The sequence below is a fragment of the Mesorhizobium sp. WSM4313 genome, from assembly GCF_002294725.1.
GTDB lineage: Bacteria > Pseudomonadota > Alphaproteobacteria > Rhizobiales > Rhizobiaceae > Mesorhizobium.
Genome location: NZ_NSFT01000031.1, coordinates 1 through 25,213 on the forward strand (window position 1 = coordinate 1; position 25,213 = coordinate 25,213).

The window sequence follows — 25,213 nt, forward strand, 5'->3', positions numbered from 1 at the left end:
TAGTTCTGCATTATCATGTCCACGCCTCTTCCTGTGGTGCGGGGTCTGCTTGGAACAGCCCCGTGCAACTGTTCAGGTTGATGGTTCACCGGTGGGAAGGGACCGAGCCATGCCACGGCCTGTCCGAAAGGACGACCAGGATTCATTCGGTCTCCTTCCCACTTCAACCATACACCAGAACCAACACACAGGATTCCAGGGTCTGCGCGCGTCGCTCCGCTCCTTGCTCCGCCCTGGAATGACGAAGGTGACAGCCGCTGGCGCATCTTCCAAAACCTTGTCTCCATCACATTTTTTCGTTGGCGCGACGCCTCGGTTTGCGTGCACCATGACGGTGCTCATCCCGCGAGGCCCATCATGCTCACCCTGCCCGGCATCTCCGACATCCGCGCCGCCGCCGAGCGGCTTTCCGGCCTGATCGTCGAAACGCCGCTCATCGAATCGCCAGAGCTAAACGAGCGCTATGGCGGCCGCATTCTGTTCAAGCCCGAGACGCTGCAGCGCACCGGCTCCTTCAAGATTCGCGGCGCCTATAACAAGCTGTCTACCCTGAGCGAGGAAGAGCGCGGCCGGGGCGTCGTCGCCTTCTCGTCCGGCAACCACGCGCAAGGCGTGGCGGCCTCGGCCGCCATGTTCGGCGTCAAGGCGGTGATCGCCATGCCAGCCGATGCACCGGCGCTCAAGGTTGGCAATGTCCGCAAGATGGGCGCCGAAGTGGTGCCGTTCGATCGCTACAAGGACGACCGCATGGCGGTCGTTCGCCCCTATATCGAAAAGGGCATGGTGCTGGTGCCGCCCTTCGACGATCCGGCCATCATCGCCGGCCAGGGCACGATCGGCCTGGAGCTGATCAAGCAGGCGAAAGCGCTCGGCGTGGCTCTCGACGCCGTCGTCGTTCCTTGCGGCGGCGGCGGCCTGTCTAGCGGCATTTCCGTCGCCGTCAAGGACGCTTCGCCGAGCACGCAAGTCTGGGCCGTCGAGCCCGAGCATTTCGACGACACGCGCCGCTCGCTGGCCAAGGGCGAGCGGGTCGCGAACGAGCCCGGCCACAGCTCGATCTGCGATGCGCTGCTCACCGCCGAGCCGGGCGCCATCACCTTCGAGATCAACCGCCGGAATCTCGCCGGCGCCATCGCCGTCTCCGACAAGGCCGCCGCCCAGGCGATGCGTGACGCGATGGCTTATCTCAAGCTGGTGGTCGAGCCCGGCGGCTGCGTCGCTTTTGCCGCGCTCTCATCCGGCGAGATCGACCTTGCCGGCAAATGCGTTGCCGTGATCCTATCCGGCGGCAATGTCGATTTCGGCACCTATGCGGAAATCATGGCGGCGGCTTAGAGGCGCGGCCTGCACGCGAGAATCGTTGTGTTCCTTCGCGCCCCCCTCTGTCCTGCCGGACATCTCCCCCACAAGGGGGGAGATTGGCAGTTTCGGCGCCTCGCCCATCTCTGCAACGTTTGAGGTTGGCGACGGTCGGCGAGGCGTCCGATCTCCCCCCTTGTGGGGGAGATGGCCGGCAGGCCAGGGGGGCGCTGTCCCGCCAGCCCTGGGCTTTTGTGCGCAAAATTTCCGTGATCTCAGTCCAGCGTGCGCCTGAACCGCACCAGCGCTACGCCGGCAAACAATGCCACGAACACGACCAGCCAGCCGACTTCCGTCGCCACCGCCGGCAGCTCCGCCCCTTTCAGCATGACGGCGCGGGTGATGCGCAGAAAATGGGTCAGCGGGAAGATCTCGCCAAAGGTCTGCGCCCAGCCCGGCATGCCGCGATAGGGGAACATGAAGCCCGACAGCATGATCGAGGGCAGGAAGAAGAAGAAGGTGAGCTGCAGCGCCTGCATCTGCGTGCGCGCGATCGTCGAGATCGTGTAGCCGAGCAGCACCAGCGACAGCACGAACACCAGCACGGTGGACAGCAGCAGCGACAGCGAGCCCATGAAGGGAATGGCAAACAGCAGCTTCGCCGCGGCCAGCACCACCACCACCTGCACCGCGCCCACCACCAGGTAGGGCAGTACCTTACCCAGCATGATCTCCAGCGGGCTCGACGGCATGGCCAGAAGGTTTTCCATCGTGCCGCGCTCGGTCTCGCGCGTCAGCGCGATCGAAGTCATCATCACCATCGTCATCTGCAGGATGACGCCGAGCAGGCCGGGCACGATGTTGTATTGCGAGATGCCTTCGGGATTGTAGCGCCGGTGCACGACGACATCGAGCTGGCCGCGCGCCGCCTCCTTGGCCGTTTCCTCGGTGCCCTGTGCCCTGAGCAGCGCCTGGCCGGCCACGGTGCTCAGCGTCGAGATCGCGCCGCTGGCGACCGCCGGGTCGGTGGCGTCGGCCTCGATCAGGATCTGCGGGTTGTCGCCGCGCTCGACGCGGCGGGCGAAATCGGCGGGGATGGTGACGACGAAGGAGACATCGCCGCGCGCCATCAGGAACTCGGCTTCCGCCGCACTTTGCGCGACATGGTCGAAGCGGTAGTAGCCGGTGGTCTGCAGCGCCGAGACCATCGCCCTCGTATAGGGGTCGCTGCTGGTCGCCACAAGCGCGGCCGGCAGGCTCTTCGGGTCGTTGTTGATCGCATAGCCGAACAGCACCAGCTGGATCAGCGGCACCCCCAGCATCATGGCGAAGGTGATGCGGTCGCGCCGCATCTGGATGAATTCCTTGATGAGCAGCGCGCCCAGCCTGGCGAAGGAGAAGACCGCTTTCATGCCATATTGTCCTTCGAGCCGGCCATGAACTGGATGAACACATCCTCGAGGCTGGTCTCGCCTGGCTTCACGGTGACGCCCTTGTGTTCCTTCTCGACGTCGGCCAGCGCCTTTTCGAGCGCCGCCTTGTCGGAGCCGACGACATGCAGCGTCGCGCCGAACGGCGCCACCTGGTCGACGCCGGGCCTGCCTTGCAGCGCCTCGGCCACCTGGTCGAGCCGCGGCCCCTGCAAGACGAAAGTGGTCAGCCCGGCATTCTTCACCACCTCGTCCACGGTGCCGGTGGCGAGCATCTTGCCGTAGGAGATGTAGCTGATGCGGTGGCAGCGCTCGGCCTCGTCCATGTAGTGGGTGGAGACGAGCACGGTCAGCCCGCCGCCGGCGAGGCGATGGATCTCGTCCCAGAACTCGCGCCGGGCCTTCGGATCGACGCCGGCCGTCGGCTCGTCGAGCAGCAGCAGCTTCGGCTCGTGCATGATGCAGGCGGCCAAAGCCAGCCGCTGCTTCCAGCCGCCGGAAAGCGTGCCGGCCAGCTGGTTGCGGCGGCTGGCCAGGCCGAGATCCTGAAGCGTGCGCGAGACATACTCCTCGACCGGCCTCAGCCGGTAGAGCCGCGCCACGAATTCGAGATTCTCGCCGATCGTCAAATCCTCGTAGAATGAGAATTTCTGCGTCATGTAGCCGACTTCGCGCTTGATCTTGAGCGCGTCGGTGCGGATGTCGAAGCCCAGCACCGTGCCGTCGCCTTCGTCCGGCGTCAAAAGCCCGCACATGATACGGATGGTCGTCGTCTTGCCTGAGCCGTTCGGCCCGAGGAAGCCGACGATCTCGCCTTCGGCGACCGTCATCGTCACATGGTCGACGACGGTCTTGTCGCCGAAGCGCTTGACCAGGCCGCGAACGTCGATGGCATTCATTGCCCGAGATCCGCCCCGATGTCGGCCAAGTCGACATCGACGATCTGACCGGGCTGCAGTGGTCCCGCATTGCCCTCCGGCCGCGCCTCGACGAGATAGACCAGCTTCTGCCGGTTCTCCAGCGAGTAGATCACCGGCGGCGTGAATTCGGGGTCGGGCGAGACATAGCTGACGCGTGCCTTCAGTCCCGTCCCGCAGCCGTCGCAACGGACGTTGAGCTCGGTGCCGACCTTGACCGCCGAGAACGCGCTTTCGGGCACATAGACGCTGAGCTTCACGGCGCCGTCCGGCAGCATCGAGATCACCGGCGCGGTCGGCCCGGCTGTGTCGCCTGGATTGCGGATGACGTCGTTGACGCGGCCAGGCGAGGGCGCCGCCAGCACCCGCTTCGACAGCCGCCACTCGGCCTGCTCCAGGGTCGACCGCGCCTGCTTGACCTGGTTGTCGGCGGCCTTGATGGTCTCGGCCCGCGCCGGCAGATTGCCGACGGCGAGATTGGCTTCCGCCTGGCCGACCTGGGCATTGGCAGTCTCCAACGAAGCCGAGGCGGTGTCGTAATCGGCCTGGGTGCCGGTGCCGCGCTTGTAGAGGTCGCTGGCGCGGTCGTATTTGCGCTTGGCGTCGGCCGCCTGGGCTTTGGCCATGTCGACCTCGGCCTTGAGCACGGCGATTTCCTCGGGGCGCTTCCCGACCTGAAGGTCGGCAAGCTGCGCCTGCGCCTGCGCAAGTGCTGCTTTAGCCTGCGCAACCTCGATCTTGGCGTCGGCGTCTTCCAGCGTCGCCACCGCCGTGCCGTTCTCGACGCGGTCGCCGCGCCGAACTGACACCGTCGCCACCTGGGCCACTTCGATCGGCGCCATCAGCACATATTCGCCTTCGACATAGCCGACGGCCAAAGGTGCGGCCGGCGCGCAGGCGCCGAACAGTTGGGCCGCGAGCGGCAGCGAACAGAGAAAGCTCATGATTTGCCCTTCTTGCCGGCGGCCCCCCGCGCGGCCAGCATTGCCCTGAGATTGTCGGTTGCGACCGCCACCACCTTGGCGGCCTCTTCATTGCCGATGTCGCGCCAGCCCATCCGGCGCATCACCGCCTCGCGGCCGATGCGGAAATAGATGACCTGGCCAATCATGGTGAAGACGGTGAGCTTGGTCGCTTCGCTCTCGGCCGGCTCGCCGGTCGCCTGTTCCCAGATCTGGCACAGCCGCCGGTGCGTCGGCTCGAACACGCCGGCATAGATGCGGTCGAGCGCGGCGGTCGGATGCGAGAGCTCGCGAAGTACGAATTGTACGATCTCGCCGGCCTGCGGACTGGCCACGACGAAACCCACCATCCGCTCGAGCGCCGCGAAAAGCTGCGCCCGGGCTGCTTCCGGGTCCAGGGGAGCCGTTGCCTGCACGCCGCCCAGCGCCTGGCCGGCAATCCCCTGGATGGTATCGACGATGAAGTCGGCAGCGGCGGCGCGCAGGCCCTCCTTGCCGCCGAAATGATAAGCGATGGAACCGATATTGGCCTTGGCCTCGGCCGCGATCTCCCGCGTCGACGTGCCGTCGAAACCCTTTCGCCCGAACAGCCTGAGCGCCGCGTGGACAAGCGCCGCGCGCGTTTGATCGGCGGTGCCGACCTCGCGCTGTGGCCTTCTTGCGATTGATCGTTTGTTCATACCTACACTTTAATCAATCGATTGATTAAAGTCAAATTTGGCCTCGACTCGGCTTGCCTTCCCGGCCCTCACAGGCTTTAGTGCCCGGCCATGAGCAAGGAAGTCGAGCGCAAATTCCTGGTCTCCAGTCCCGCCTGGCGCGATGAGGTCGAGGCAAAAATCCGCATTCGTCAATTCTATGTCGCCGCGCAGCCCGGCCGCACGGTGCGGGTGCGCATCAGCGACGGGCGCTCAGCCAAGCTGACGCTGAAGTTCGGCGACAGGGCGCGCGAGCGCGACGAATTCGAATATTCGATCCCGCTAGCCGAGGCCGAGGAATTGATGGCGTTCGCCGTCGGACGTGTCATCGAGAAGACACGCCACCATGTTAGACACCGCGGCTATCTCTATGAAGTCGATGTTTTCGGCGGCAAGCTCGCGGGGCTGGTGATCGCGGAGCTGGAGACGCCGGAGGACGTATCTGACGAAATGCTGCCCGACTGGCTCGGTCGCGAGGTCACCGGCGAGTCGAGGTTCTACAACGCGTCGCTGGCCCTCGGGGGGATTCCGGAGATCGCCGCATGAGTTTCCGCATCGATCCGCGCTTGCCTCTGACCGGCGAGGTCAGGCGCATATTGGCCGACGAGATCGGCAAGGCAGTCGCTCATCTCGAGATGGCGCGCGAGAAACCGGAGCAGGGACTTCACAAATGCCGCAAACGGCTGAAAAGCGTGCGCGCCTTGCTACGCCTGGTTCGTTCCGGGGACGAACCGTTCTGCCAGACCGAGAATGAATGTTATAAGCAGGTGTCGGCGCTGCTGGCCGGCCCGCGCGAGGCGACCGCCTTGATCGAGACCGTCGACCGCTTGGCCGATGCCTTTCCGGAACAGTCGGCAGGCGGCGGTCTCGACCCGGTGCGCGAGCGGCTGGTGCTGCGCCAGCACGAGCTCCACGCCGGTCCGAGCCTCGACGCGGCCATCAATGCGGCGATCGCCGCATGCCGGGAAGGCCTGGAACGCATCGACAGGCTGACTTTGCCGGACCAGCCGGAGCAGGCGGCCGATATATTGGCCGAGGGCGCCCGCGCCACCTTGCGGCGGGCGAAGAAGGCGCTGGACAAGGCGGAATCACGCGGCGCGGCCGACGATTTTCACGACCTGCGCAAGGCGGCAAAGACCCACGCCATGCATCTGTCGCTGCTCGGCCGCCTGTGGCCGACGCCGATCAAGGCGCGCCGCAAGGCGGTCGACAGGCTCGGCGAGCAGCTCGGCGAATTGCACGACGTCTTCGTCATCTGCGCCCTGCTCGACGCCGAAGGCGAGCCGCTCGGCCCCGCCGACGAGACGAAGCTTCTGCGTAAGCTGCTGAAACGTGCCGAAAAGAGCCTGGCCAAGGCCTGCCTTGCCGATGCCGCCGAGCTGTTCGGCGACAGCCCCAAGCGCTCGGCCAGGAGATTGGCCCGCAAGGCGCGCGATGATCTCGCCGGACCGCAGGAAGAAGCAAAGGCGGCTTAGCGCGGCGCCTCTCCTTCTCCCCTTGTGGGAGAAGGTGGATCGGCGCGGAGCGCCGAGACGGATGAGGGGTGGTCCAGCTTGGCCAACACGCTCGTTAGTCGCTGATGTCTCATTCCCTGGAACACCCCTCATCCGTCGCCTTCGGCGACACCTTCTCCCACAAGGGGAGAAGGAGAAGGCGCTACGCCGGCAGCGCTCGTTTCTCCTTCGCCGCCCTGGCGCCCGCATCCCTCGGATGCGGCCCGATCGGCATGATCGCCGGAAACGGCGTCGCGCCGAAGGCGAAGGTCCATTTGTAGCCGGTGAGTTGGTCCTCGGGCGTGGTGTGCTGGTCGTGATGGGCGAGCAGCCTGGCGCGTTCGGCGAGCTCTTCGGCCTCGCGACGCAGCATTTCCGCCGTTTGCGGCCGCATGCGCCTGGAAAAGCTGATGAAGGTCGCGGCCTGCTCCATATGGCCGATCGCCCAGCCGATAAAGTTCTTGTTGGTCATCTCGAAATGCGGCTTCAGCGGCCCCTCGAAATCCCACTGGATCGGCGCGTCGACCAGTAGCCTTGCCGACAGGCCGCGCCCCAGGGCCACCAGCCCGAGCTCCTCGAGGTCGCGCAAATAGAGGAACATCGAAGCTTCGCTCAGGCCTTGCGAGCGCATGATGCCTTCGGGCGTGAACTTCTCCGACAGCATGACGAAGACGAAGAGCAGCGCCGGCCGCGCCGCCAGCCGGCGCTCGATCTCCGGCGCGATGCGGTTGGCCGGCCCCGGCCCACGGTTCATCGCGCCGAGCACGTTCTCCAGCTCGACATCGGCGGCGGCGCAGATCTCCGTCAGCCGGTCGAGCTTGCAGTTCTTCTCATGGAAGATGCGCTTCACCGTCGGCTCGGAAACGCCCATGCGCTCGGCGAGCATTCGGTAGGTCAGGCCCTTGGCCTTCAGCGTCCGTTTCAGCGCCTCGAAGATCGGACCGTTCATGGAATGCACCTCATTCGCGCGAATTCGTATTGAACTGCGATACTAGTCTCGTTCCGGCTTCCAGGAAAGTATCGAAAATCCTAGCTCTCTGCCGTCATCACAGGAGAGCACCCATGAAACACCTCGTCGCTTCAACCGTCTTCGCCGCCATCGGCGCTGTGTCCGCCGTGCAGGCCGGCGAGCTCTGGCGGGCCACCGGCTTCGAGCAGCCGGAATCCGCGCTGGTCGATGCCGCCCACAACCGCATCATCGTCTCCAACATCGTCGGCAATCCGGGCGCGGCGGACGGCAATGGCTACCTGTCGCTCTTGTCGATGGACGGCAAGGTCATCTCTCGCCGCTGGGTGGACGGCATGGACGCGCCCAAGGGCATGGCGATCGCCGGCGGCAAGCTCTACGCCGCCGACATCACCAAGGTGCGCGTCGTCGATCTCGCCAGCGGCAGACTGGTCGAGACCATCGATGTGCCCGGCGCCGTTTTTCTCAACGACATGACCGCCGACAGAGCCGGCAAGGTCTATGTCAGCGACATGCTGGCCGACACGATCTACCGCATCGACGGCGACAGGCCGGAGCTGTTCGTCAAGGATGCGCTGCTCGCCTCGCCGAATGGCGTGTTCGCCGATGGCGGCAGGCTGATCGCCGCGTCCTGGGGCAAGGGCATCAACAGGACCGATTTCAGCACCGCCGAGCCCGGCGGCCTGCTGTCGGTCGACCTTGCCACGAAGAAGATCACGCCGCTGCCCGGGGCCCAAAAATTCGCCGATCTCGACGGCGTCATCGCCATTGGCGACACCATCTACGCCACCGCCTACATGACCGGCACGCTCTACAGCTACAAGCCCGGCGGCGCGCCGACGGTGGTAGCGCAGTTCAAGCCGGGCAGCGCCGATATCGGCACGGACGGCAAGGCGACCATCTATATGCCGTTGATGGGCGAGGGCGAGGTCGCGGCGCTGTCAATGGATTAAGCATGTCGTGGCGGAGAGCATTGCAACGCCGGCGGGACAGCGTTTCGCATCTCGGCACTCAGCGATGAGGCGAGCTTTTCGCCTCGCCGCTCGATATTGGACCGCCATGTCGGTGCGGCTGCCATCTGGTTTCGCCACCCGCTCCGGACTATTCGGCGGCAACCCTCATGTGAGCAAAGCCGTGAAGACATCCAGCCTGAACGGCGCCGTTTCACCGACGATCCCGGTGCTCGTCTGCGCGCTGGCGATCTTCCTGCTGTCGGGCATGGATGCGGCGATGAAGTCGCTGGTCATCGCGGTCGGCGTCTACAATACGGTGCTATGGCGCAGCATGGTCGCGATCGTGGTCGCGGGCGCGGCCTGGTCGATGGGGCCGCGCTCGAAACCGACCCTCCCGGTGCTCGGTCTGCATGCGCTGCGCGCCGTCATTGTCGGCATCGTCCTAGTCTCGTTCTTCTGGGGTCTCGCCAGGCTGCCGCTCGCCGAAGCCATAGGCCTGAGCTTCGTCGCGCCGTTGTTTGCACTTTTCCTCGCCGCATTGCTGCTGGGCGAGCGCATAAGGCGGCAGGCGGTGTGGGCGTCGCTGGCCGGCATCGCGGGCGTCTTGATCATACTGGCCGGCCAGTTCGGGCAGGCAGGCCATTCGCAGGATGCGCTTTGGGGTACGGTCGCCGTGCTCGTATCGACGGTCTTCTACGGTTACAATCTGATCCTCGCCCGACGACAGGCGCTTCTGGCCAAGCCGGTCGAGATCATGCTGTTCCAGAATATCTTCGTCGGGATCATCCTTGGTTGCGCGGTGCCCTGGCTTGCGATCGCGCTGCCGAGAGAACTTTGGCTCCCCTTGGCAGGCGTGGCGATGCTGTCGCTTGCCGGCCAGTTCCTGATGAGTTGGTCCTACGCCCGCGCCGAAGCGCAATATCTCATCCCGACAGAATACTCGGCCTTCATCTGGGCGATCGCGCTCGGCTGGTTCTTCTTCGGCGAGAAGGTGGCCTGGACCACGCTGGCGGGCGCATGTCTCATCGTCGCCGGCTGCCTGATCGCCGCACGAGCCAGCCCCAAGCTTGCCGAGCCGATCGAAGCGACCGTTTGAGCAGGGCGCCTACGCCGTCTCCGCTTTTCCGCCCAGCTGCGCCCGCGCGTCACGGATCGAGGCTGCATAGGTCACCAGCGGCCGCTTGACGCCATGGCTTATCAGGGTGCGCCTGACTTGCGACGAGGCGCCCGCGATGATGAAGCGTCCTCCGGCGCGCCTTGCGTTGTTCGCCGTGCTTTCGATGACGTTTGCCGCGGTCGAATCGAGGAAGGGCACAGCCGAGCAATCGAGGATGAAGTTCCTGTGCTGGTCGGCGATACGGTCCAGCACGGTCGCGATCGTTGCCGCAGCGCCGAAGAAGAACGCCCCCGATATGCGATAGATGACGGTATCCGGATCGGTGGCGGCGGCGAGGTCATAGGCAACGCGCCCGCCATTTGCGGCGTCGGCGCGGTCCTCCGTCACCGGCGGGACATGTGCCTCCACCTCGACCGAACGCGCCATCCGCCCGATGAACAGCAGAGCGCCCAGCGCAAAGCCGACCACGATGCCGGTGGTGAGGTCGCGGAAGATGACAAGTCCGAGGGTGACCAGAAGCACCAGGGCGTCGCCCCAGGACGATCGGATCAGCGCCAGGAAGGCGGGCTTCTCCACCATGTTCCAGGCCACCGTGGCCAGCACCCCGGCAAGCGCCGCCAGCGGGATGTAGCTGGCAAGCGGCGCAGCCACCAGCATGAACAGCAGCAGGAAGGCGGAATGGAATATTCCCGACAACGGTCCATGCGCGCCCGCGCGGATGTTGGTCGCCGTGCGCGCGATCAGTCCAGTCACGCAGATCCCGCCGAACAGCGCCGAGCCGATATTGGCGATGCCCTGTGCCACCAGTTCGCAGTTGGAGCGGTGCCGTCGTCCGGTCATACCGTCCGCGACCACGGCGGAAAGCAGCGATTCGATTGCTCCGAGCAGAGCGAAGGAAATTGCGTCGGGCACCACGGAGACGAGCTTCTGCGCATCCAGCGCCGGAAGAGCCGGATCCGGCAACATCCGCGGAATGCCACCGAATTGCGTTCCGATCGTCTCTACGGGAAGACCGAGAAGCGTCGTCGCCAGCGAGGCCGCCGCCACCGCGATCAGGAGGCCCGGCCACGAAGGGCGCCAGCGCTTCATGGCCACGATGATCCCTATCGTCAGCGCGGCGAGCGCAATGGCCGCCGGGTTTGCCGTTCGGGCCGCCTTGCCGAGCGCGATAAGCCGCGGCAGCAGGTCGCCTGGCTCCTTGCCCGGCAGCGTCAGGCCGAACAGGTCGTGCAACTGGCTGGACAGGATGATGACGGCGATGCCCGCGGTGAAACCCACCGTCACCGGATACGGAATGAACTTCACATAGGCGCCGAGCCTCAGATAGCCGGCCGCGAGCAGGAAGACGCCGGCCATGAGCATTGCCAGGATCAGCCCGTCGACACCGTGCCGGTCGACCGTCGAGGCCACGACCACGATGAAGGCGCCAGCGGGCCCGCCGATCTGGAAACGGCTGCCGCCAAGCGCGCCGACTATGAAACCGCCGATGATCGCCGTAAACAGTCCGCGCTCGGGCTCCACATGCGAGGCGATCGCGATCGCCATCGACAGCGGCAACGCCACGATGGCGACCGTCAGGCCGGCGATCACATCGGCCCTCAGCTGCTTGAGGTGGTAGCCCTCGCGCAGCACCGTCACCAGCTTTGGTGTAAACAGCTCGGCGAAGGTTGGCCGTGCTTGGTGGTGAATTGCCCGCCCCGCCTGATCCATGAACTGCTTCCGCTCCACAGGGCGGCGGGATCGTCGGCTGGATGTCGGCGGTCGCCGTCGCGATAAAACCGTTGCGACGCCGCATCGCTGCCCGAAAACCGGCAACGGTTCCCGAGACGGACGCGGTTGCGGCTCAGCCCTGCGGGTTCTGCGCCACGGTGGCTTTGAGGCGCACGCCCCTGCCGCCGCGTTCGCTGGTCTGGTTCTCACCGATCAATTCCACCCCGACCTCATCGAGGGCATGGATGACCTTCATCAGCGTGTCGACGACGCCTCGCACGACGCCCTCGCTCGCTTCCATACGCTGTATCGTCGGAAGCGAAACTCCGGCGCGCTCGGCAAGCGTTCGCTGGTCGATACCGGCCAACGCCCTTGCGGCGCGCATCTGCGCAGCAGTGATCATCGGCCAGAACCTTTGTCTGAGTCTGCGATATCAACGCATAATACAAGCATGGTGATGTTTCAAGCGTCATTTAATGTAGATGAGACATCGGTTATTCGCTATCCTTAACGACCTTGCGTCGCTGCAGCAGCCGCGCCGCGAGCCAGCACAGCATGGCCCAGGCAAAGCCCGCGCACCAGCCGGCAAGCACATCGGACGGCCAGTGCACCCCGAGATAGACGCGGCTGGCGCCGACCAGCACGGTGGTGAGCACAGCAAAGCCGAGCACAAAGACCTTCGTCCTGCGGTCCGGCAGGAAGCGGGCCGTCAAGGAACCGAGCGTCAGATAGGTTACCGCCGACAGCATCGCGTGGCCGCTCGGAAAGGACAGCGACGTCTCGTTGACGAGATGCGAGACGAGATCGGGCCGCGGCCGGTCGACCTCGAATTTGAGCAGGCTCGAAAGCACTTGCCCGCCCGCCACCGCCGCGAACATGAACAGCGCTGTCGAAGGTCTGCGGATCAAGAGCAGATAGAGGATGGTCGCCGTCGTGATCAGCACCAGCACAGCGGTGCTGCCCAGCGCGGTGACATCGCGCACCGCGCCCTCCAGCCAAAGCGGGCCGATCGGGCTATCCGGCTGCCCGGCGCGGCGGAAGGCGAGCAGGATCTCCGTATCGAAGGTATGCGGCGTCGTGGCGCGCGCCACCTCCATGAGTTCCACCAAGCCCCACAGCCCGCCGGCGATCACCAGCCCAGCCAGCAGCACCGGGAATTCCAACCTGTTGAGGAGCGCGTTGGCGGTCGATTTCATTCGAGCCCTCAGGTCCAGCTACAGCCGCTGCATATAGGGCCCGAGCGTGATCAGCGCGACGGCGGCGATCGCCAGCACCATGCCGATCGCCTGCAAGGCGTTGAGCCGTTCGCCGAAGAAGGCGATCGCCACGACATTGACCGCGACAAGCTGGATCACCGCCGATAGGCTGAACGACACCGACATGCCGAATTCCCGCACCAGCCTCAGCATGATCAGATTGCCGGCCGAGTAGAGCGCCAGCGTCAAAAGGAGCTTGGCCAAGCTCGGCGCCATCCCCCATTGCTTGGCCGCCGTCGCCGCCAGCAGGAATATCACGGTCGAAATGCCGAGCTGCGCCAGTCCCCAGAAACTCACCTTGCCGTCCCTTTTTTGAAGCGCCGTCGCCACGCCGGCCAGCCCTTGTTTCCGAAGCGGGCGATGCCGTCAAGCCGATAGCGGTCGATCGTTCGCCCATTTCGAGGATCCAAGCCGGCCGCCGCTGCTCAGCCGGCAAACAGCCATTGCGGTTCAATCGCGATGATGTCACGAAAATGTGATCGGCGCGCTTTAGGGGTCGAAGGGCCAAAATCCCAGCCACCTCAAGAAGCCAGAGGAACAGCCTATGACCCTGACCCCTGAGACCCGCTTCCGCACCAGCCAGCTCGAGGACAATGACGGCCCGCCGGTCAACCCGACCGACAACCGCACCATGGGCGAGATCATCGCCGCGCGTTTCTCGCGCCGCGGCTTTCTCATGGGTTCGCTGGCCGTGTCGGCCATCGCCGCCACCGTCAGCCCGCTGGCGCTGATTGCGGCCGACGAGGCGCGCGCCGCTGAGGCTTCGGCCTTCAAGTTCGACGAGCTCGAAGCCGGCATCGACGACAAGCACCATGTCGCGCCCGGCTATGACGCCGACGTGCTGTTGCGCTGGGGCGATCCGCTGTTTGCCGATTCCCCCGACTTCGATCCGCTGAAGCAGTCGGCCGAAGCCCAGGCAAGACAGTTCGGCTACAACAACGACTATGTCGGCTATATTCCGATCGACGGCTCGGCCGAGCACGGCCTTTTGGTCGTCAACCACGAATACACCAACCCGCATCTGATGTTCCCCGGCATCGTCTCGGTCGTCGAGAAGGACGGCAAGAAGAAGGCCGAGGTGGCGCCGCTCTCGAAGGAGCAGGTCGATGTCGAGATGGCCGCGCATGGCGGCACCATCGTCGAGATCCGCAAGCAAGGCGGCAAATGGCAAGTGGTGCGCGACGGCAAGCTCAACCGCCGCATCATGTCGACCACCGAGATGGCGCTGTCCGGCCCGGTGGCGGGCCATGACCGCGTCAGGACCAATGCGGACCCGTCCGGCACCAAGGTCTTCGGCACGCTCAACAATTGCGCCGGCGGCGTCACGCCCTGGGGCACCTATGTGATGGCCGAGGAGAACATCCACGGCTATTTCTCGGGCGAACTGCCGGAAGGCCACAGGGAAGCGGCCAATTACAAGCGCCTCGGCATTCCGGAAGGCGCTTATGAGTGGGGCGCGCATTACGATCGCTTCAATCTTGCCAAGGAGCCGAACGAGCCCAATCGCTTCGGCTGGATCGTCGAGGTCGACGTCAACGATCCGAACTCGACCCCGAAGAAGCGCACCGCCATGGGCCGCTTCAAGCATGAGGGCGCCGAATCGATCGTCGCCAAGGACGGCCGCGTCGTCTTCTATCTCGGCGACGACGAGCGCTTCGACTATGTCTACAAATTCGTCACCAAGGGCATTTTCAACCCGAACGACCGCGCCGCCAACTTGGACCTGCTCGATGACGGCACGTTGCATGTGGCCAAATTCGCCGAGGACGGCTCGGTCGAATGGATGCCGATCGTTTTCGGTCAAGGCCCGCTGACGGCGGAGAACGGTTTTGCTTCCCAGGCCGACGTTCTCATCGAGACGCGCCGCGCCGCCGACCTGCTCGGCGCCACCAAGATGGACCGGCCGGAGGACATCCAGCCCAACGCCGGCAACGGCAAGGTCTATGTCATGCTGACCAACAATTCCAAGCGCAAGGCCGAGCAGGTCGACGCCGCCAATCCGCGCGCCGAGAACGCTTTCGGCCACATCATCGAGATCGTCGAGGATGGCGGCGACTTCGCCGCCACCAAGGGCAAATGGGAAGTGCTGTTGAAATGCGGCGATCCTTCCGTTGCCGATGTCGGCGCCACTTTCTCGACCGCGACCACCGCCCATGGCTGGTTCGGCATGCCGGACAATTGCGCCGTCGATTCTGCCGGGCGCCTTTGGGTCGCCACCGACGGCCAGGGCCCGAAGGCCACCGGCCGCACCGACGGTCTCTGGGCGGTCGATACCGAGGGTGCCGCGCGGGCAACGTCGAAACTGTTCTTCCGCGTGCCGATCGGCGCCGAAATGTGCGGCCCGCTGTTCGCGCCGGATGACCAGACAGCTTTCGTCGCCGTCCAGCACCCGGGCGACGGCGGCGAGGACTGGGAAGGGTTCGGCCGCCCGTCCTACTACGAGGACCCGTCGACCCGCTGGCCGGACTTCAAGCCGGACATGCCGGTGCGGCCGTCCGTCGTTGCGATCACGAAACAGGGCGGCGGCAAGATCGCGGTGTGACCTCTTGTAGCTGAGACGTCGAGAGGGAGGATTTCGATCAAATCCTCCCTTTCGTCACTCCGCGCGTTGGACCATGGCCATGTTCATCTTGCTTCTCAAGCGGAAGCCGATGGACTCGTAAAGCCTGATCGCCGCAGCGTTGCTGTCATAGGCGTGCAGGTATGGAACCTCGCCGCGTGCCGCGATCCGGCCGGCGACGAACACCGACAGCAGGCGGGCAAGCCCGCCGCCGCGGAAATCCGGATGTGTGCACACGCCGCTGAGCTCGCTGTAGCCGGGCTGCTTCATGCGCTCGCCGGCCATTGCCGCCAGCCGGCCGTCGATCCTGATGCCCCAGAAATCGCCGAGGCTCAGCGCCTCCAGCGTGAAAGGGCCGGGCCTGGTAAGAGACGCGAGCGCCAGCATTTCCGCCGCGTCCCTTTTTGTCAGCTGCCGGATGCGCTCATCGGACGCCGATGGCATCGGCGCTTCGGCGATCATCTGCACCAGCGGCGCTGCCGAGATCGCGGAGATTTCCGGCGGCAGGGCGATCTCATCCGCCTGAACCAGGATGGCTGTTTCGCCCGACGGGAGAAGCCCGGCCAGAGCTTGCAGGCTGTCCGCATCGTTGGCGGCAGTGGCAGCGAAAGGCACGATCGACGGACGATATCGCCTGGCAAGGTCGCCGCCTTCGGCGAAAGCCTGGTGCCGCGTGGCAAGCGCGCTCCAGATGGGGCGGTCGAGAACATGTTTCATGATGCGGCCAGCTTGGCGTTTTCGACGCGGCGATGGAGCGGTGTTGCGGCAAGACGATCCTCGATTGCCGCAAGCTGGCCGAGCAGCGGCCCGGAAAGATCGGCGCACAAATCCGCCACGGCATTCTCGATGCTCGGCCAGATCTCCCGCTTCGCCTGGTCGACCAGCCGCCGGCCGTTGCGGCTCAGCGAAACGATCCTGCGCCGCTGGTCGTCTTCCGAAGGGTTGACCTCGACCAGCCCCAGTTCGGCAAGCAGCGCCACACTGCGCGTCACGCCGGGCTGGGCGATGCCCAAGGATTGGGCCAGCTCGCCGACCGGCAGCGGGCCCAGCCTGTCGAGCGCGGCGAGCAGCGGGTACTGGCTCGACTGGATGCGCATGTCCAGGCGGTCGAGCACGCGCTGCGTGTCGGCCTGCAACTGCTCGCCTATACGCTTCATCCGGCTGCCGAGGCACAGAAAGCCGAGGGATCGGAGAACGTCTTCCATAGCAGACTCGTCGCATATTGATAACTTGATATATAACAATGTATGGAAAATATCAAGCCGATCTTTCGCATGTCCGTTGCGGCAGCCGATGAGCGACAGCACCGCCTTCGGACGTTTGCCCTTCATTCGCGGTCAATTGCATCCTATATCGCGTTGACGCACGCGGCCCGCAGCGGTCGCCGGCGATTCGCGACCTGAGGGCGGCAGGTCATCCATTCTTGGCACGCGGAGCTCATGGCGCCCCTGCGCATCTATTTCGACAGGCTTCTCGATGCCGTGGCGCCCAAGGTCCCGCGACGCGACCTGACGGACGACGAACGCCTGGCGCTGGTGCGCCGTTACGGCGATTTCTCGCTCGCCTATTCGACGGCGGTGCAGCAGAAACTGTCCTATTTCAGCGATGGCGACGGCTACATCGCCTTCGGCACCAAGATGAGCCATCATTTCGCGCTTGGCGATCCGGTGGCAGACCCGGCCGACCGTCCGGCCTATATCAAGCGCTTCGTCGAAGCCGCCGGCGGCCCCTGGTTCGTCCAGGTCGGCGCCGACACGGCCAATGTGCTCGCCGGCCTCGGCTACCAGGTCAATCGCCTCGGCATCGACACCAGGCTGCCGCTGCCTGCGCATAATTTTTCCGGCAAGCGCAACGAGACCGTGCGCTATTCCGAGCGCTGGCTGACGAAGAAGGGTTTTACCCTCGCCGAGGACAAGGGCGACGGGCTGCAGGACGAGATCAAGCAGCTTTCCGCCGACTGGCGCAAGGAGCGCATCATCAAGCGCTGGGAAATGGGGTTCCTCAACCGTCGTTTTTCCGAAGAGATCGGCGCCGACATGCGGCGCTTCCTCCTGCACGGACCTGAAGGCCGGCTTCTCGCCATCCTCGACTTCGACCCGTTGTTTCGCGATGGCAAGGTCATCGGCTACACCACCTCCTTCAAGCGCAAACAGGTCGATGCGACGCCACATGCCGAGATCGGCCTGACCAAATTCGCCGTCGACCGCTTTCGCGAGGAGGGCGTCTCACAGGTGACGCTCGGCCTCTCGCCGCTGCTCGACATCGAGCCGAGCGGCTTCGCCGAATCGAGCTTCTGGCGCGGCACCTTCCAGCGCGCCTATAACTCGTCCTGGGTCAACCGCTCGCGCTTCAACCTGCAGGGCCAGGCGGCCTTCAAGCGCCGCTTCCATGGCATCGAGGAGCCGACCTATATCGCGTTCCGCAAAGGGACTTTCGTGGAAATGCTGGGCCTGCTGCGGCTGATCAAGGCGGTTTAGAGCAGGCGCTTCCTCTCCCCACTTGGTCTACGCTATGCACATATCTTCTGTGACTGGCGTGACTGATCGACCTGAGGCTTGCTTGCCACGTGGTTCCCCCAATCCGTCGCTGCTTCGCAGCGCCACCTTTCCCCCCCTCCGGAGGGAAAGGAAGGGAGCCTTGCTGGACGAGCATTGACGGCAAAAGGCTTGGCGCCTTTCCTCTACCCCGTCGATCGGGGGAGAGGTGGCTCGGCGAAGCCGAGACGGAGTGGGGGTCGACCAGCGCTACATTGGACAATGCATGCGCCAAGCTGCGATGCAGCTATCGCCAAAGACCAGTCGCTTGGAAATGTGCGCCACTTCGTGGGGCAAGGAACAAGTTCCGTCAGTTCCTCAACCGATATCCGGTCCTGAATATCCAGGCGACGATCGCGATGCAGATCGCCAGGAACATCACCGTCATGCCGAGGCTGACGCCGACCGAGACGTCGGCCTTGCCATAAAAACTCCAGCGGAACCCGCTGATCAGATAGACGACCGGGTTGAACAGCGTGATCGTCTTCCAGATGCCGGGCAGCATGTGGATCGAATAGAAGCTGCCGCCGAGGAAGGTGAGCGGCGTGACGATGAGCAGCGGCACCAGCTGCAGCTGCTCGAAGGTCTTTGCCCAGATGCCAATGATGAAGCCGAACAGGCTGAAGGTCACCGCGGTCAGCACCAGGAAGGCAATCATCCAGAACGGATGCTCGATCCTGAGCGGCACGAACAGCGCCGCCGTGGCCAGGATGATCAGGCCGAGCATGACCGACTTGGTCGCCGCACCCCCGACATAGGCGATGATGATTTCCAGGTAGGAGACCGGCGCCGACAGGAGCTCGTAGATCGAGCCGACGAATTTCGGGAAATAGATGGCGAAGGAGGCGTTGGAGATCGACTGCGTCAAGAGCGACAGCATCATCAACCCCGGCACGATGAAAGCGCCGTAGGCGATGCCGTCGATCTCGGTGATGCGTGAGCCGATGGCCGAGCCGAAGACGACGAAATAGAGCGATGTCGAGATGACCGGCGAGATGATGCTTTGCAGCACCGTGCGGAAGGCGCGCGCCATCTCCACCCGGTAGATCGCCCATACCGCGCGCAGGTTCATGGCTCTTGCCTTAGAAGATTGACGAAGATCTCTTCGAGCGAGCTGTTCTTGGTGTCGAGATCGCGGAACTGGACGCCGGCCGCCTCGAGGTCGCGGATCAGCGAGGCGACGCCCGGACGGTCGCTCTGGTTGTCATAGGTGTAGGTGAGCTGGTTGCCGTCGTCCGACAGCTCCAGCGAATAGTGCGAAAGCCCGTCCGGAACGGCGGCAAGCGGCGCGCGCAGCTCCAGATTCATCTGCTTGCGGCCAAGCTTGCGCATCAGCTCGGCCTTGCCCTCGACCAGGATGATCTCGCCCTTGTTGATGACGCCGACGCGGTCGGCCATCGCTTCGGCCTCTTCGATGTAATGCGTGGTGAGGATGATGGTGACGCCGTCCTCGCGCAGGCGCCTGACCATCGCCCACATGTCCTGGCGCAATTCGACATCGACACCGGCCGTCGGCTCGTCGAGGAACAGCACGCGCGGCTCGTGCGACAGCGCCTTGGCGATCATCAGCCGGCGCTTCATGCCGCCCGACAGGGTGATCGCTTTGGAATCCTTCTTGTCCCACAGCGAGAGGTCGCGCAGCACTTTCTCGACGAAGGCCGCGTTGGGCGCCTTGCCGAACAGGCCGCGGCTGTAGTTCACCGTGGCCCAGACCGTCTCGAAGGCGTCGATGGTGAGCTCCTGCGGCACCAGCCCAATCAGGCTGCGCGCGGCGCGGTAGTCGCGACCGATGTCGTGGCCGTCCACCGTAACAGTGCCCGACGAGCGGTTGACGATGCCGCAGACGATCGAGATCAGCGTCGTCTTGCCGGCGCCGTTCGGCCCCAGCAGCGCGAAGATCTCGCCGCGCTCGATGTCGAGATTGATTTCCTTCAGCGCCTTGAAGCCGGTGGCATAGGTTTTCGTGACACCGGAGATCGAGATGATGGATGACATGCTGAAATACGGCCGGCTGGAAAAGGTGATCTCATATAGGTCGGATGCCGCCGGGTGCAACTGTCAATCGCCGCTGCTGCTGACAGTTCTGGACAGGGAACGCCCAAATGGCGGCCCTTGCCAGACCAGGTATACCGGCCTCGGCGACTGGAGCGCCGGCGCCCACGACAGCTTCTTTCTCCCCATTTACGCCACGGCATGCACACAAGCGGCTGGTCTTTGGCGATAGCGTGCATGGCAGCTTGGCGCATGCATTATCTTATGCAGCGCTGGTCGACCCCCACTCCGTCTCGGCTTCGCCGAGCCACCTCTCCCCCGATCGACGGGGTAGAGGAAGGGCGCCAAGCTTTCAACGCTCGTCCGGCAAGGCTCCCTTCCTTTCCCTCCGGAGGGGGGAAAGGTGGCGCTGCGAAGCAGCGACGGATTGGGGGAACCACCTGGCAATCAAGCCTCGGCCTGATCAGTCGCGCCAGGAGAAATGCCCGGCAGGGCAATGACGGGCGGCGCTCACCTGTCAGGCAGTTATGGGTCGGTGGTTAGCCGCAGATGCCGGCGCTGCCCCTCATCCGTCACTTCGTGACACCTTCTGCCCGTGTAACGGGGAGAAGGAAATCAGGTCTGCGTCCAGAACGCGATCTCCTGCGCCTTGGTCCTGAGCTCGGTCTTCAGCCACTGGTCGTCGTCGTCGAGATAGCTCCACGGCGTCCTGCCTTGGGCCCGCATCTCGCGGATGTAGGAGCGGTAGCGGTAGTGGCTGTAGACCGCCATCGCGTAGGTGGCATAGGCGGCGGCAAGCTTCCTGTGGCCGCGCACGATCACCAGGTTCTCGTCGTTCTTCTCGCTCGCCGGCGCCGAGAAATTGTGGCTGCCGGTCACCACCACGCAGTCGTTTGAATGCGGGTCGGTCACCAGGATTTTCGAGTGCACGATGGCGTGGCCGATCTGCGACAGGAAGCTCCGCCGGTTGACCTCGGCGATCCATGGCCCGAGCGGCGCGTCGAGGCCCTGCGGCTGCGCCACCGCGTAGCGGTCGGGCGTGAATTTGCGGTCGCTGCTCACCAGGTCGATATCGAGGAAATTCTGCTCGGTGCCGCCCTCCTCCGCGCTCAGCGTCGAGACCACACCGCGCACATACATGCCCTTTTCCCTGGCGCGCTGGCCGGCCAGCGTGTGCAGCCCCTGCTTGCCCGGCGTGAACATCAAGAACAGCACCGCCTGTTTGGCCGAGGCGATGACGTCGCGCAGCGCCGCCATGTCGGCGCCATCCGAGGTGCGGGTGAACCAGACCGTCGCCTTGGCGGTCCCGACCGCAAAGGTCTTGGGCGCATCGTTGTCCGCCATCAGCGCCGGCGTGAAATTGGCCGGGTCGGTGTTGGGCGGCGAGGCGTCCTTCAGCAGGTCCCAATGCTTGCGGAAATGCGCCGCGACCGCCGCGTCCTCGATCAGCAAGCCGTTGTTGACCTGCGTGCACAGGCCGGTCGTGCTCCAGTTGGTGCTGCCCGTCCACGCCATCTTGGGCTCGCCGTCCTTGGACACGACGACGAATTTGTTGTGGCCGAGGCCTTTCGATTTCAGCATCCGGTCGATGGTCGCGATGCCGTGGTCGTTGAGGTTCTTGCGCGCCTCCTTGTTGCCGTCGCCGCTTTTGTCGGAGCCGTTGGCGAGGATGAGATGGAGTCGCGGCCCGAGCCCGATCAGCGCCGTCTCGAGCGTCGCGTCGCCGAGCTCGTAAAGCGCGGCATGCAATTCGTCGCCGGCGACCTGCGTCAGCCCGACCATGCGCAGGCCGAGATCGCCTTCGAGGAAAGCGCGGAATTTCGCGTCGCCATTGGTCTGCAGGCTCTTCTTGAAGGCCGCGGGCGACAGCTTGTTCTTGGCCATGTAGCGGGCGACGAATTGCGACAGCACCAGGCCGCGGTTGAAGTAGCAGGAAAAGCCGCCGCCGGCGTCGGTGGCAAGCGTCGCCCAGTCCGTCCAGTCGCTCGACACGCCCTTGGTCAGGGGCTTGCCGGGTCCGGCGCTCATCATCGCGGTCACCCGGTAGCGCACGACATTGCCGACATCGGCCGCATGGTCGGTCCAGTTGAAGCGCTGGAACGGCCAGACGTCCGACGGCCGGTGGTCGCCCGATTTCGGCTTGTCCTTGGTGAAGCCGACGCGGTTCTCCACCGGCTCGATGCTCTCGCTCGCGCCGGCTTTGCGGCCGCGCTCGAGCAAAAAACCCCGGCACCCCGCGATGAAGTCGCTCGGCGCCCAGGCGACGAAGGCGTCGTCGCCATTGGTGTAGACGGAGACTTTTATGTCGATGGCCATCTGTCGTTCCTCCCCATCCGTCGTTGTTCCCGAAGCGCGGCCGGCATGTCCGGCCCATCAATGCAGTCAACAAGAATCTGCCCGGAAGCATGGCTCCGGACCAGTTGAAACAGAATTTTCGAAAGGTGACGGCGATGATTATGTGGCGGCAGAAGATCGGATGTCAATGTTTTGCAGCGTCAAGTATAATTCTATGAACTGCTTCACATTGTGTTCTGTTTGCCAGCAAAACAAACGGCGGATGGTTTTGCTGCCGTCCGCCCCAACCTCGTCATTCCAGGGCGGAGCAAGGAGCGAAGCGACGCGCGCAGACCCTGGAATCCATTCCGTGACCTTGATCGAAGAACGCAGCCGAGCAGGATTCTGCACCGTAGCAGCGCTCGGACGTCACGGAATGGATCCTCGGGTCTGCGCGCGTCGCTACGCTCCTTGCTCCGCCCGTGGATGACGACGAGTGGGTGTCTCTCAGCTCTTGCTGGAAGCCATCACAAGCACCGGTTTCTCGCTGTAAAGCTGCGGGAACAGCGACTTCAAATTCTCGATCTTGGGCAGGTCGTTGTAGACGATATACGGGTAGGTCGGGTTCAGCGTCAGGAAGTCCTGATGGTAATCCTCGGCCGGGTAGAAGGTCTTGCCGGTCTCCAGCGTGGTGACGATCGGCTTGCCGAACACCTTGGCCTTGTCGAGCTGGGCGATGTAGCTCTCGGCGACCTTCTTCTGCTCGTCGTTCTCGGCGAAGATCGTCGAGCGGTATTGCGTGCCCTGGTCCGGCCCCTGGTAGTTCAACTGCGTCGGATTGTGCGCGACCGAGAAATAGACCTGCAGCAGCTGGCCGTAGGTGACCTTCGCCGGGTCGTAGGTGATCTCGACGGATTCGGCGTGCCCCGTGCGGCCGCTGCCGACGACTTCATAGACGGCGTTTTCGGCGCTGCCGCCGGTATAGCCGGACACCGCCTTGCTCACGCCCTTGACGTGCTGGAACACGCCCTGCACGCCCCAGAAGCAGCCGCCGGCGAAGATCGCCTTTTCGGTGCCGCTTGCCACCTTCTCGTCCAGAGCCGGCGGCGGGATCACCACCGCGTCCTCGGCCGAGCGGGCCGGTGTTTGCCACAGAGCCGCTGCCGCCACGGCCGCAAGGCCGAGCACGGCCAACGTGCCGCGGGCGAAAAATGGCGATCGCCGCGCGGCCTTTGCCTTTATGCCGTTCATGTCCTGATCTCCTGTTGTTGTCTCAGTATATACGATCGAAGCCGCCAAGCGGTTCTCACTTTGCCGTGCGGCGGTGCGTAACCGCCGACGGCGCTCCCCCTCTCCGTCTCGGCTTCGCCGAGCCACCTCTCCCCCGCCTCTGGCGGGGGCGAGGAACCCGGGCTTGCGAAGGTCGCGCCCTTGGCGATTGGCGTTTCCTCGCCCCCGCAAAGCGGGGGAGAGGTGGATCGGCGCGCAGCGCCGAGACGGAGCGGGGGCTGCGCTGCCCTGTGCGATTGCCTCGCAGGCCGGCGACGCAAGCGGATCGCAAGCTCACCCTACTGTGCGGTGGTGTCCGCCGGCTTCATCGCATCCGTCGCGGGCTTCATCGCCTCGGTGCTCATCGCGTCGGGCTTCATGGCATCGGCAGGCTTCATGGCGTCGGCCGGTTTCATCGCGTCCGTCGCCGGTTTCATGGCGTCGGTCGCCATCGCATTGGCGGGCTTCATCGCGCTGGTCGTGTCGTCGGCGCGCGCGCCGGCGACGAAGACGGACGCGGAAAGCGCGAAGGCGAGCGCCGGCAGCGTGAGGAACTTGGTCATGGTAGTCTCCTTGGGTTTGGCGCGCGCATGCGGGCCCTGGTGAAGCGTTGCCGCGCATGCGGCCCCGCGCGAAGGGAAGGAAAAATCAGTTGGCGGCCGCGGCCAGGATCGGTCCGCCGCCTGGCGCCTGCACGAGCACCGCGGTGCTCAAGCCCCCGGTCGCTGCCGGCAGCGGCAGCGTCGTCGCCGCGCCGTTCCAGCTGCCGAGCTTTGTCAGCGCATGCACGACATTGGCGTGCGGCAGCGTGCGGCCGGTGTTCTCGCCGCGCGCCACCGGCACTTCGACGACGCCTCTTGTGTAGCGCACCAGCCAGATGTCTGCGCGGCCGCCCGGCGCGTTGCCGGCGCTGATGCTGACCTTGCCCTGCCCAAGCGAAAGCTCCGGCCCCTGCGTGCGGCCGCCCTTGGCGATCAGGCTCTGGATCTCGCCCGGCGCCGCACCCACGCCGTCGCTTCTGCCGTTCACCACCACCTGCGGCGTGAACGGCCCGTCACGGCCGAGCGACGGCTCGTAGGTCACCTGGCGTTCAGTGAACTCCTTGCGGCCGAAAGTGTCCTTCCAGCCGAGATAGTCCCAGTAGGTGACGTTGAACGACAGCGCCAGCACGCCCGGCTGGTCCTTGACCTTGATCAGGTTGGCGTTGGCCGGCGGGCAGGACGAGCAGCCCTGGCTGGTGAACAGCTCGACCACGGTGAGCGGCTGCGCGGTCGCGGCGCCCATCGTGGCCGCGAGCATCGCGCCGGCGAGCAGGCTTGTCTTCAATCCGGTCATGGGAAGCAGTCTCCACTGGGGGGTCATGCTCCCATTTCGTCGGGGTGGAGAGGTTCGTTACAGCTTCACCGGTTTGTGATTGGGGTGCTTCAGTGCGCAACGTTGGAGGGACAGCACCCCCCTCTGTCCTGCCGGACATCTCCCCCGCAAGGGGGGAGATTGGCGGCTTCGTCGTCGGCGCTCTTCCTGCAACGTCGGCAATTGGCGAAAGCGGCGCGACATCTGATCTCCCCCCTTGCGGGGGAGATGGCCGGCAGGCCAGAGGGGGGTGCTGTCCCGCCGACATTTCAGCCGACACGAGCACCCACGCCCGAACGTTCGCTGGGGCTGAACAGCTCGAAAACCATGAAGCCAATGCCGCGATCCGTCACACCCCCCTCTGCCCTGCCGGGCATCTCCCCCGCAAGGGGGGAGATCGGATAACCCCCACCGCTTGCCCCTCAACCC

The 25,213-nt window shown here is 64.9% G+C and carries 24 protein-coding genes; 7 read left to right on the forward strand and 17 right to left on the reverse strand.

The window, feature by feature from the left end; genetic code table 11:
* Window positions 1-357 precede the first annotated feature (357 nt).
* Complete coding sequence (locus CK219_RS30130) at window positions 358-1,335, forward strand: threonine/serine dehydratase (protein ID WP_095770113.1); 978 nt, start codon at window positions 358-360, stop codon at window positions 1,333-1,335.
* Between the two features lie 239 nt (window positions 1,336-1,574).
* Here CK219_RS30130 and CK219_RS30135 read toward each other — a convergent pair whose 3' ends face one another.
* From CK219_RS30135 to CK219_RS30150, 4 genes are read right to left on the reverse strand one after another with little or no spacing between them, the layout of a single operon-like run.
* The gene (locus tag CK219_RS30135) at window positions 1,575-2,711 is read right to left on the reverse strand and encodes an ABC transporter permease (RefSeq protein WP_095770114.1); all 1,137 of its coding nucleotides are present in this window, start codon (window positions 2,709-2,711) and stop codon (window positions 1,575-1,577) included.
* Window positions 2,708-3,628, reverse strand: a complete 921-nt coding sequence (locus CK219_RS30140) for an ABC transporter ATP-binding protein (protein WP_095770115.1) — start codon at window positions 3,626-3,628, stop codon at window positions 2,708-2,710. The genes CK219_RS30135 and CK219_RS30140 overlap by 4 nt, the downstream gene beginning before the upstream one ends.
* Window positions 3,625-4,590: an HlyD family efflux transporter periplasmic adaptor subunit gene (locus tag CK219_RS30145; protein ID WP_095770116.1), complete on the reverse strand. Its 966-nt coding sequence runs from the start codon at window positions 4,588-4,590 to the stop codon at window positions 3,625-3,627. Before CK219_RS30145 ends, CK219_RS30140 begins: the two co-directional genes overlap by 4 nt.
* Complete coding sequence (locus CK219_RS30150; protein ID WP_095770117.1) at window positions 4,587-5,288, reverse strand: CerR family C-terminal domain-containing protein; 702 nt, start codon at window positions 5,286-5,288, stop codon at window positions 4,587-4,589. Before CK219_RS30150 ends, CK219_RS30145 begins: the two co-directional genes overlap by 4 nt.
* Before the next feature lie 90 nt (window positions 5,289-5,378).
* On the opposite strand from CK219_RS30150, the gene CK219_RS30155 reads away from it, so the two are divergent.
* Complete coding sequence (locus tag CK219_RS30155; protein ID WP_095770118.1) at window positions 5,379-5,852, forward strand: CYTH domain-containing protein; 474 nt, start codon at window positions 5,379-5,381, stop codon at window positions 5,850-5,852.
* On the forward strand, window positions 5,849-6,781 hold the full coding sequence (locus tag CK219_RS30160; RefSeq protein ID WP_095770119.1) for a CHAD domain-containing protein: 933 nt from the start codon (window positions 5,849-5,851) through the stop codon (window positions 6,779-6,781). Before CK219_RS30155 ends, CK219_RS30160 begins: the two co-directional genes overlap by 4 nt.
* 181 nt (window positions 6,782-6,962) lie before the next feature.
* Here the strand turns inward: CK219_RS30160 and CK219_RS30165 are convergent, their stop codons facing one another.
* Window positions 6,963-7,748: a helix-turn-helix transcriptional regulator gene (locus CK219_RS30165; protein ID WP_095770120.1), complete on the reverse strand. Its 786-nt coding sequence runs from the start codon at window positions 7,746-7,748 to the stop codon at window positions 6,963-6,965.
* Between the two features lie 113 nt (window positions 7,749-7,861).
* Here CK219_RS30165 and CK219_RS30170 point away from each other — a divergent pair, with 113 nt between their 5' ends.
* Together CK219_RS30170 and CK219_RS30175 are read left to right on the forward strand one after the other, a co-directional pair.
* Entirely contained in the window at window positions 7,862-8,719 is an 858-nt protein-coding gene (locus CK219_RS30170; RefSeq protein WP_095770121.1) for an ATP/GTP-binding protein, read from the forward strand.
* A gap of 169 nt (window positions 8,720-8,888) precedes the next feature.
* Entirely contained in the window at window positions 8,889-9,815 is a 927-nt protein-coding gene (locus CK219_RS30175) for a DMT family transporter (protein ID WP_095770135.1), read from the forward strand.
* A 9-nt stretch (window positions 9,816-9,824) separates the two neighbouring features.
* On the opposite strand, the gene CK219_RS30180 is transcribed toward CK219_RS30175, so the two are convergent.
* From CK219_RS30180 to CK219_RS30195, 4 genes are all read right to left on the reverse strand, one after another.
* Window positions 9,825-11,546: a SulP family inorganic anion transporter gene (locus tag CK219_RS30180; protein WP_095770122.1), complete on the reverse strand. Its 1,722-nt coding sequence runs from the start codon at window positions 11,544-11,546 to the stop codon at window positions 9,825-9,827.
* Between the two features lie 133 nt (window positions 11,547-11,679).
* Window positions 11,680-11,949 (reverse strand): helix-turn-helix transcriptional regulator, encoded by a 270-nt coding sequence (locus CK219_RS30185; RefSeq protein WP_095770123.1) that lies wholly within the window; start codon window positions 11,947-11,949, stop codon window positions 11,680-11,682.
* 91 nt (window positions 11,950-12,040) lie between these two features.
* Entirely contained in the window at window positions 12,041-12,742 is a 702-nt protein-coding gene (locus tag CK219_RS30190; RefSeq protein WP_095770124.1) for a phosphatase PAP2 family protein, read from the reverse strand.
* Window positions 12,743-12,760: 18 nt separating this feature from the next.
* The gene (locus tag CK219_RS30195; RefSeq protein ID WP_095770136.1) at window positions 12,761-13,099 is read right to left on the reverse strand and encodes a hypothetical protein; all 339 of its coding nucleotides are present in this window, start codon (window positions 13,097-13,099) and stop codon (window positions 12,761-12,763) included.
* Window positions 13,100-13,346: 247 nt separating this feature from the next.
* Here CK219_RS30195 and CK219_RS30200 point away from each other — a divergent pair, with 247 nt between their 5' ends.
* Entirely contained in the window at window positions 13,347-15,344 is a 1,998-nt protein-coding gene (locus CK219_RS30200; protein ID WP_095770125.1) for a PhoX family phosphatase, read from the forward strand.
* A 54-nt stretch (window positions 15,345-15,398) separates the two neighbouring features.
* On the opposite strand, the gene CK219_RS30205 is transcribed toward CK219_RS30200, so the two are convergent.
* Entirely contained in the window at window positions 15,399-16,079 is a 681-nt protein-coding gene (locus tag CK219_RS30205; protein ID WP_095770126.1) for a GNAT family N-acetyltransferase, read from the reverse strand.
* Window positions 16,076-16,567: a MarR family transcriptional regulator gene (locus CK219_RS30210; protein WP_095770137.1), complete on the reverse strand. Its 492-nt coding sequence runs from the start codon at window positions 16,565-16,567 to the stop codon at window positions 16,076-16,078. Before CK219_RS30210 ends, CK219_RS30205 begins: the two co-directional genes overlap by 4 nt.
* 234 nt (window positions 16,568-16,801) lie before the next feature.
* On the opposite strand from CK219_RS30210, the gene CK219_RS30215 reads away from it, so the two are divergent.
* Window positions 16,802-17,839 (forward strand): phosphatidylglycerol lysyltransferase domain-containing protein, encoded by a 1,038-nt coding sequence (locus CK219_RS30215; protein WP_095770127.1) that lies wholly within the window; start codon window positions 16,802-16,804, stop codon window positions 17,837-17,839.
* Window positions 17,840-18,206: 367 nt separating this feature from the next.
* Here the strand turns inward: CK219_RS30215 and CK219_RS30220 are convergent, their stop codons facing one another.
* The 6 genes from CK219_RS30220 to CK219_RS30250 form a co-directional block, all read right to left on the reverse strand.
* Window positions 18,207-18,968, reverse strand: a complete 762-nt coding sequence (locus tag CK219_RS30220; protein ID WP_095770128.1) for an ABC transporter permease — start codon at window positions 18,966-18,968, stop codon at window positions 18,207-18,209.
* Entirely contained in the window at window positions 18,965-19,891 is a 927-nt protein-coding gene (locus tag CK219_RS30225; protein ID WP_095770129.1) for an ABC transporter ATP-binding protein, read from the reverse strand. Before CK219_RS30225 ends, CK219_RS30220 begins: the two co-directional genes overlap by 4 nt.
* Before the next feature lie 612 nt (window positions 19,892-20,503).
* The gene (locus CK219_RS30235; protein WP_095770131.1) at window positions 20,504-22,204 is read right to left on the reverse strand and encodes a phospholipase D-like domain-containing protein; all 1,701 of its coding nucleotides are present in this window, start codon (window positions 22,202-22,204) and stop codon (window positions 20,504-20,506) included.
* Between the two features lie 465 nt (window positions 22,205-22,669).
* The gene (msrA, locus tag CK219_RS30240) at window positions 22,670-23,413 is read right to left on the reverse strand and encodes a peptide-methionine (S)-S-oxide reductase MsrA (RefSeq protein WP_095770132.1); all 744 of its coding nucleotides are present in this window, start codon (window positions 23,411-23,413) and stop codon (window positions 22,670-22,672) included.
* A 317-nt stretch (window positions 23,414-23,730) separates the two neighbouring features.
* Window positions 23,731-23,994 carry a hypothetical protein gene (locus CK219_RS30245; RefSeq protein WP_095770133.1) on the reverse strand — a complete coding sequence of 88 codons (264 nt, stop codon included), beginning with the start codon at window positions 23,992-23,994 and terminating at the stop codon, window positions 23,731-23,733.
* A gap of 85 nt (window positions 23,995-24,079) precedes the next feature.
* Window positions 24,080-24,766, reverse strand: coding sequence for a DUF1223 domain-containing protein (locus tag CK219_RS30250; protein ID WP_095770134.1), 687 nt, complete (start codon window positions 24,764-24,766; stop codon window positions 24,080-24,082).
* Window positions 24,767-25,213 lie beyond the last annotated feature (447 nt).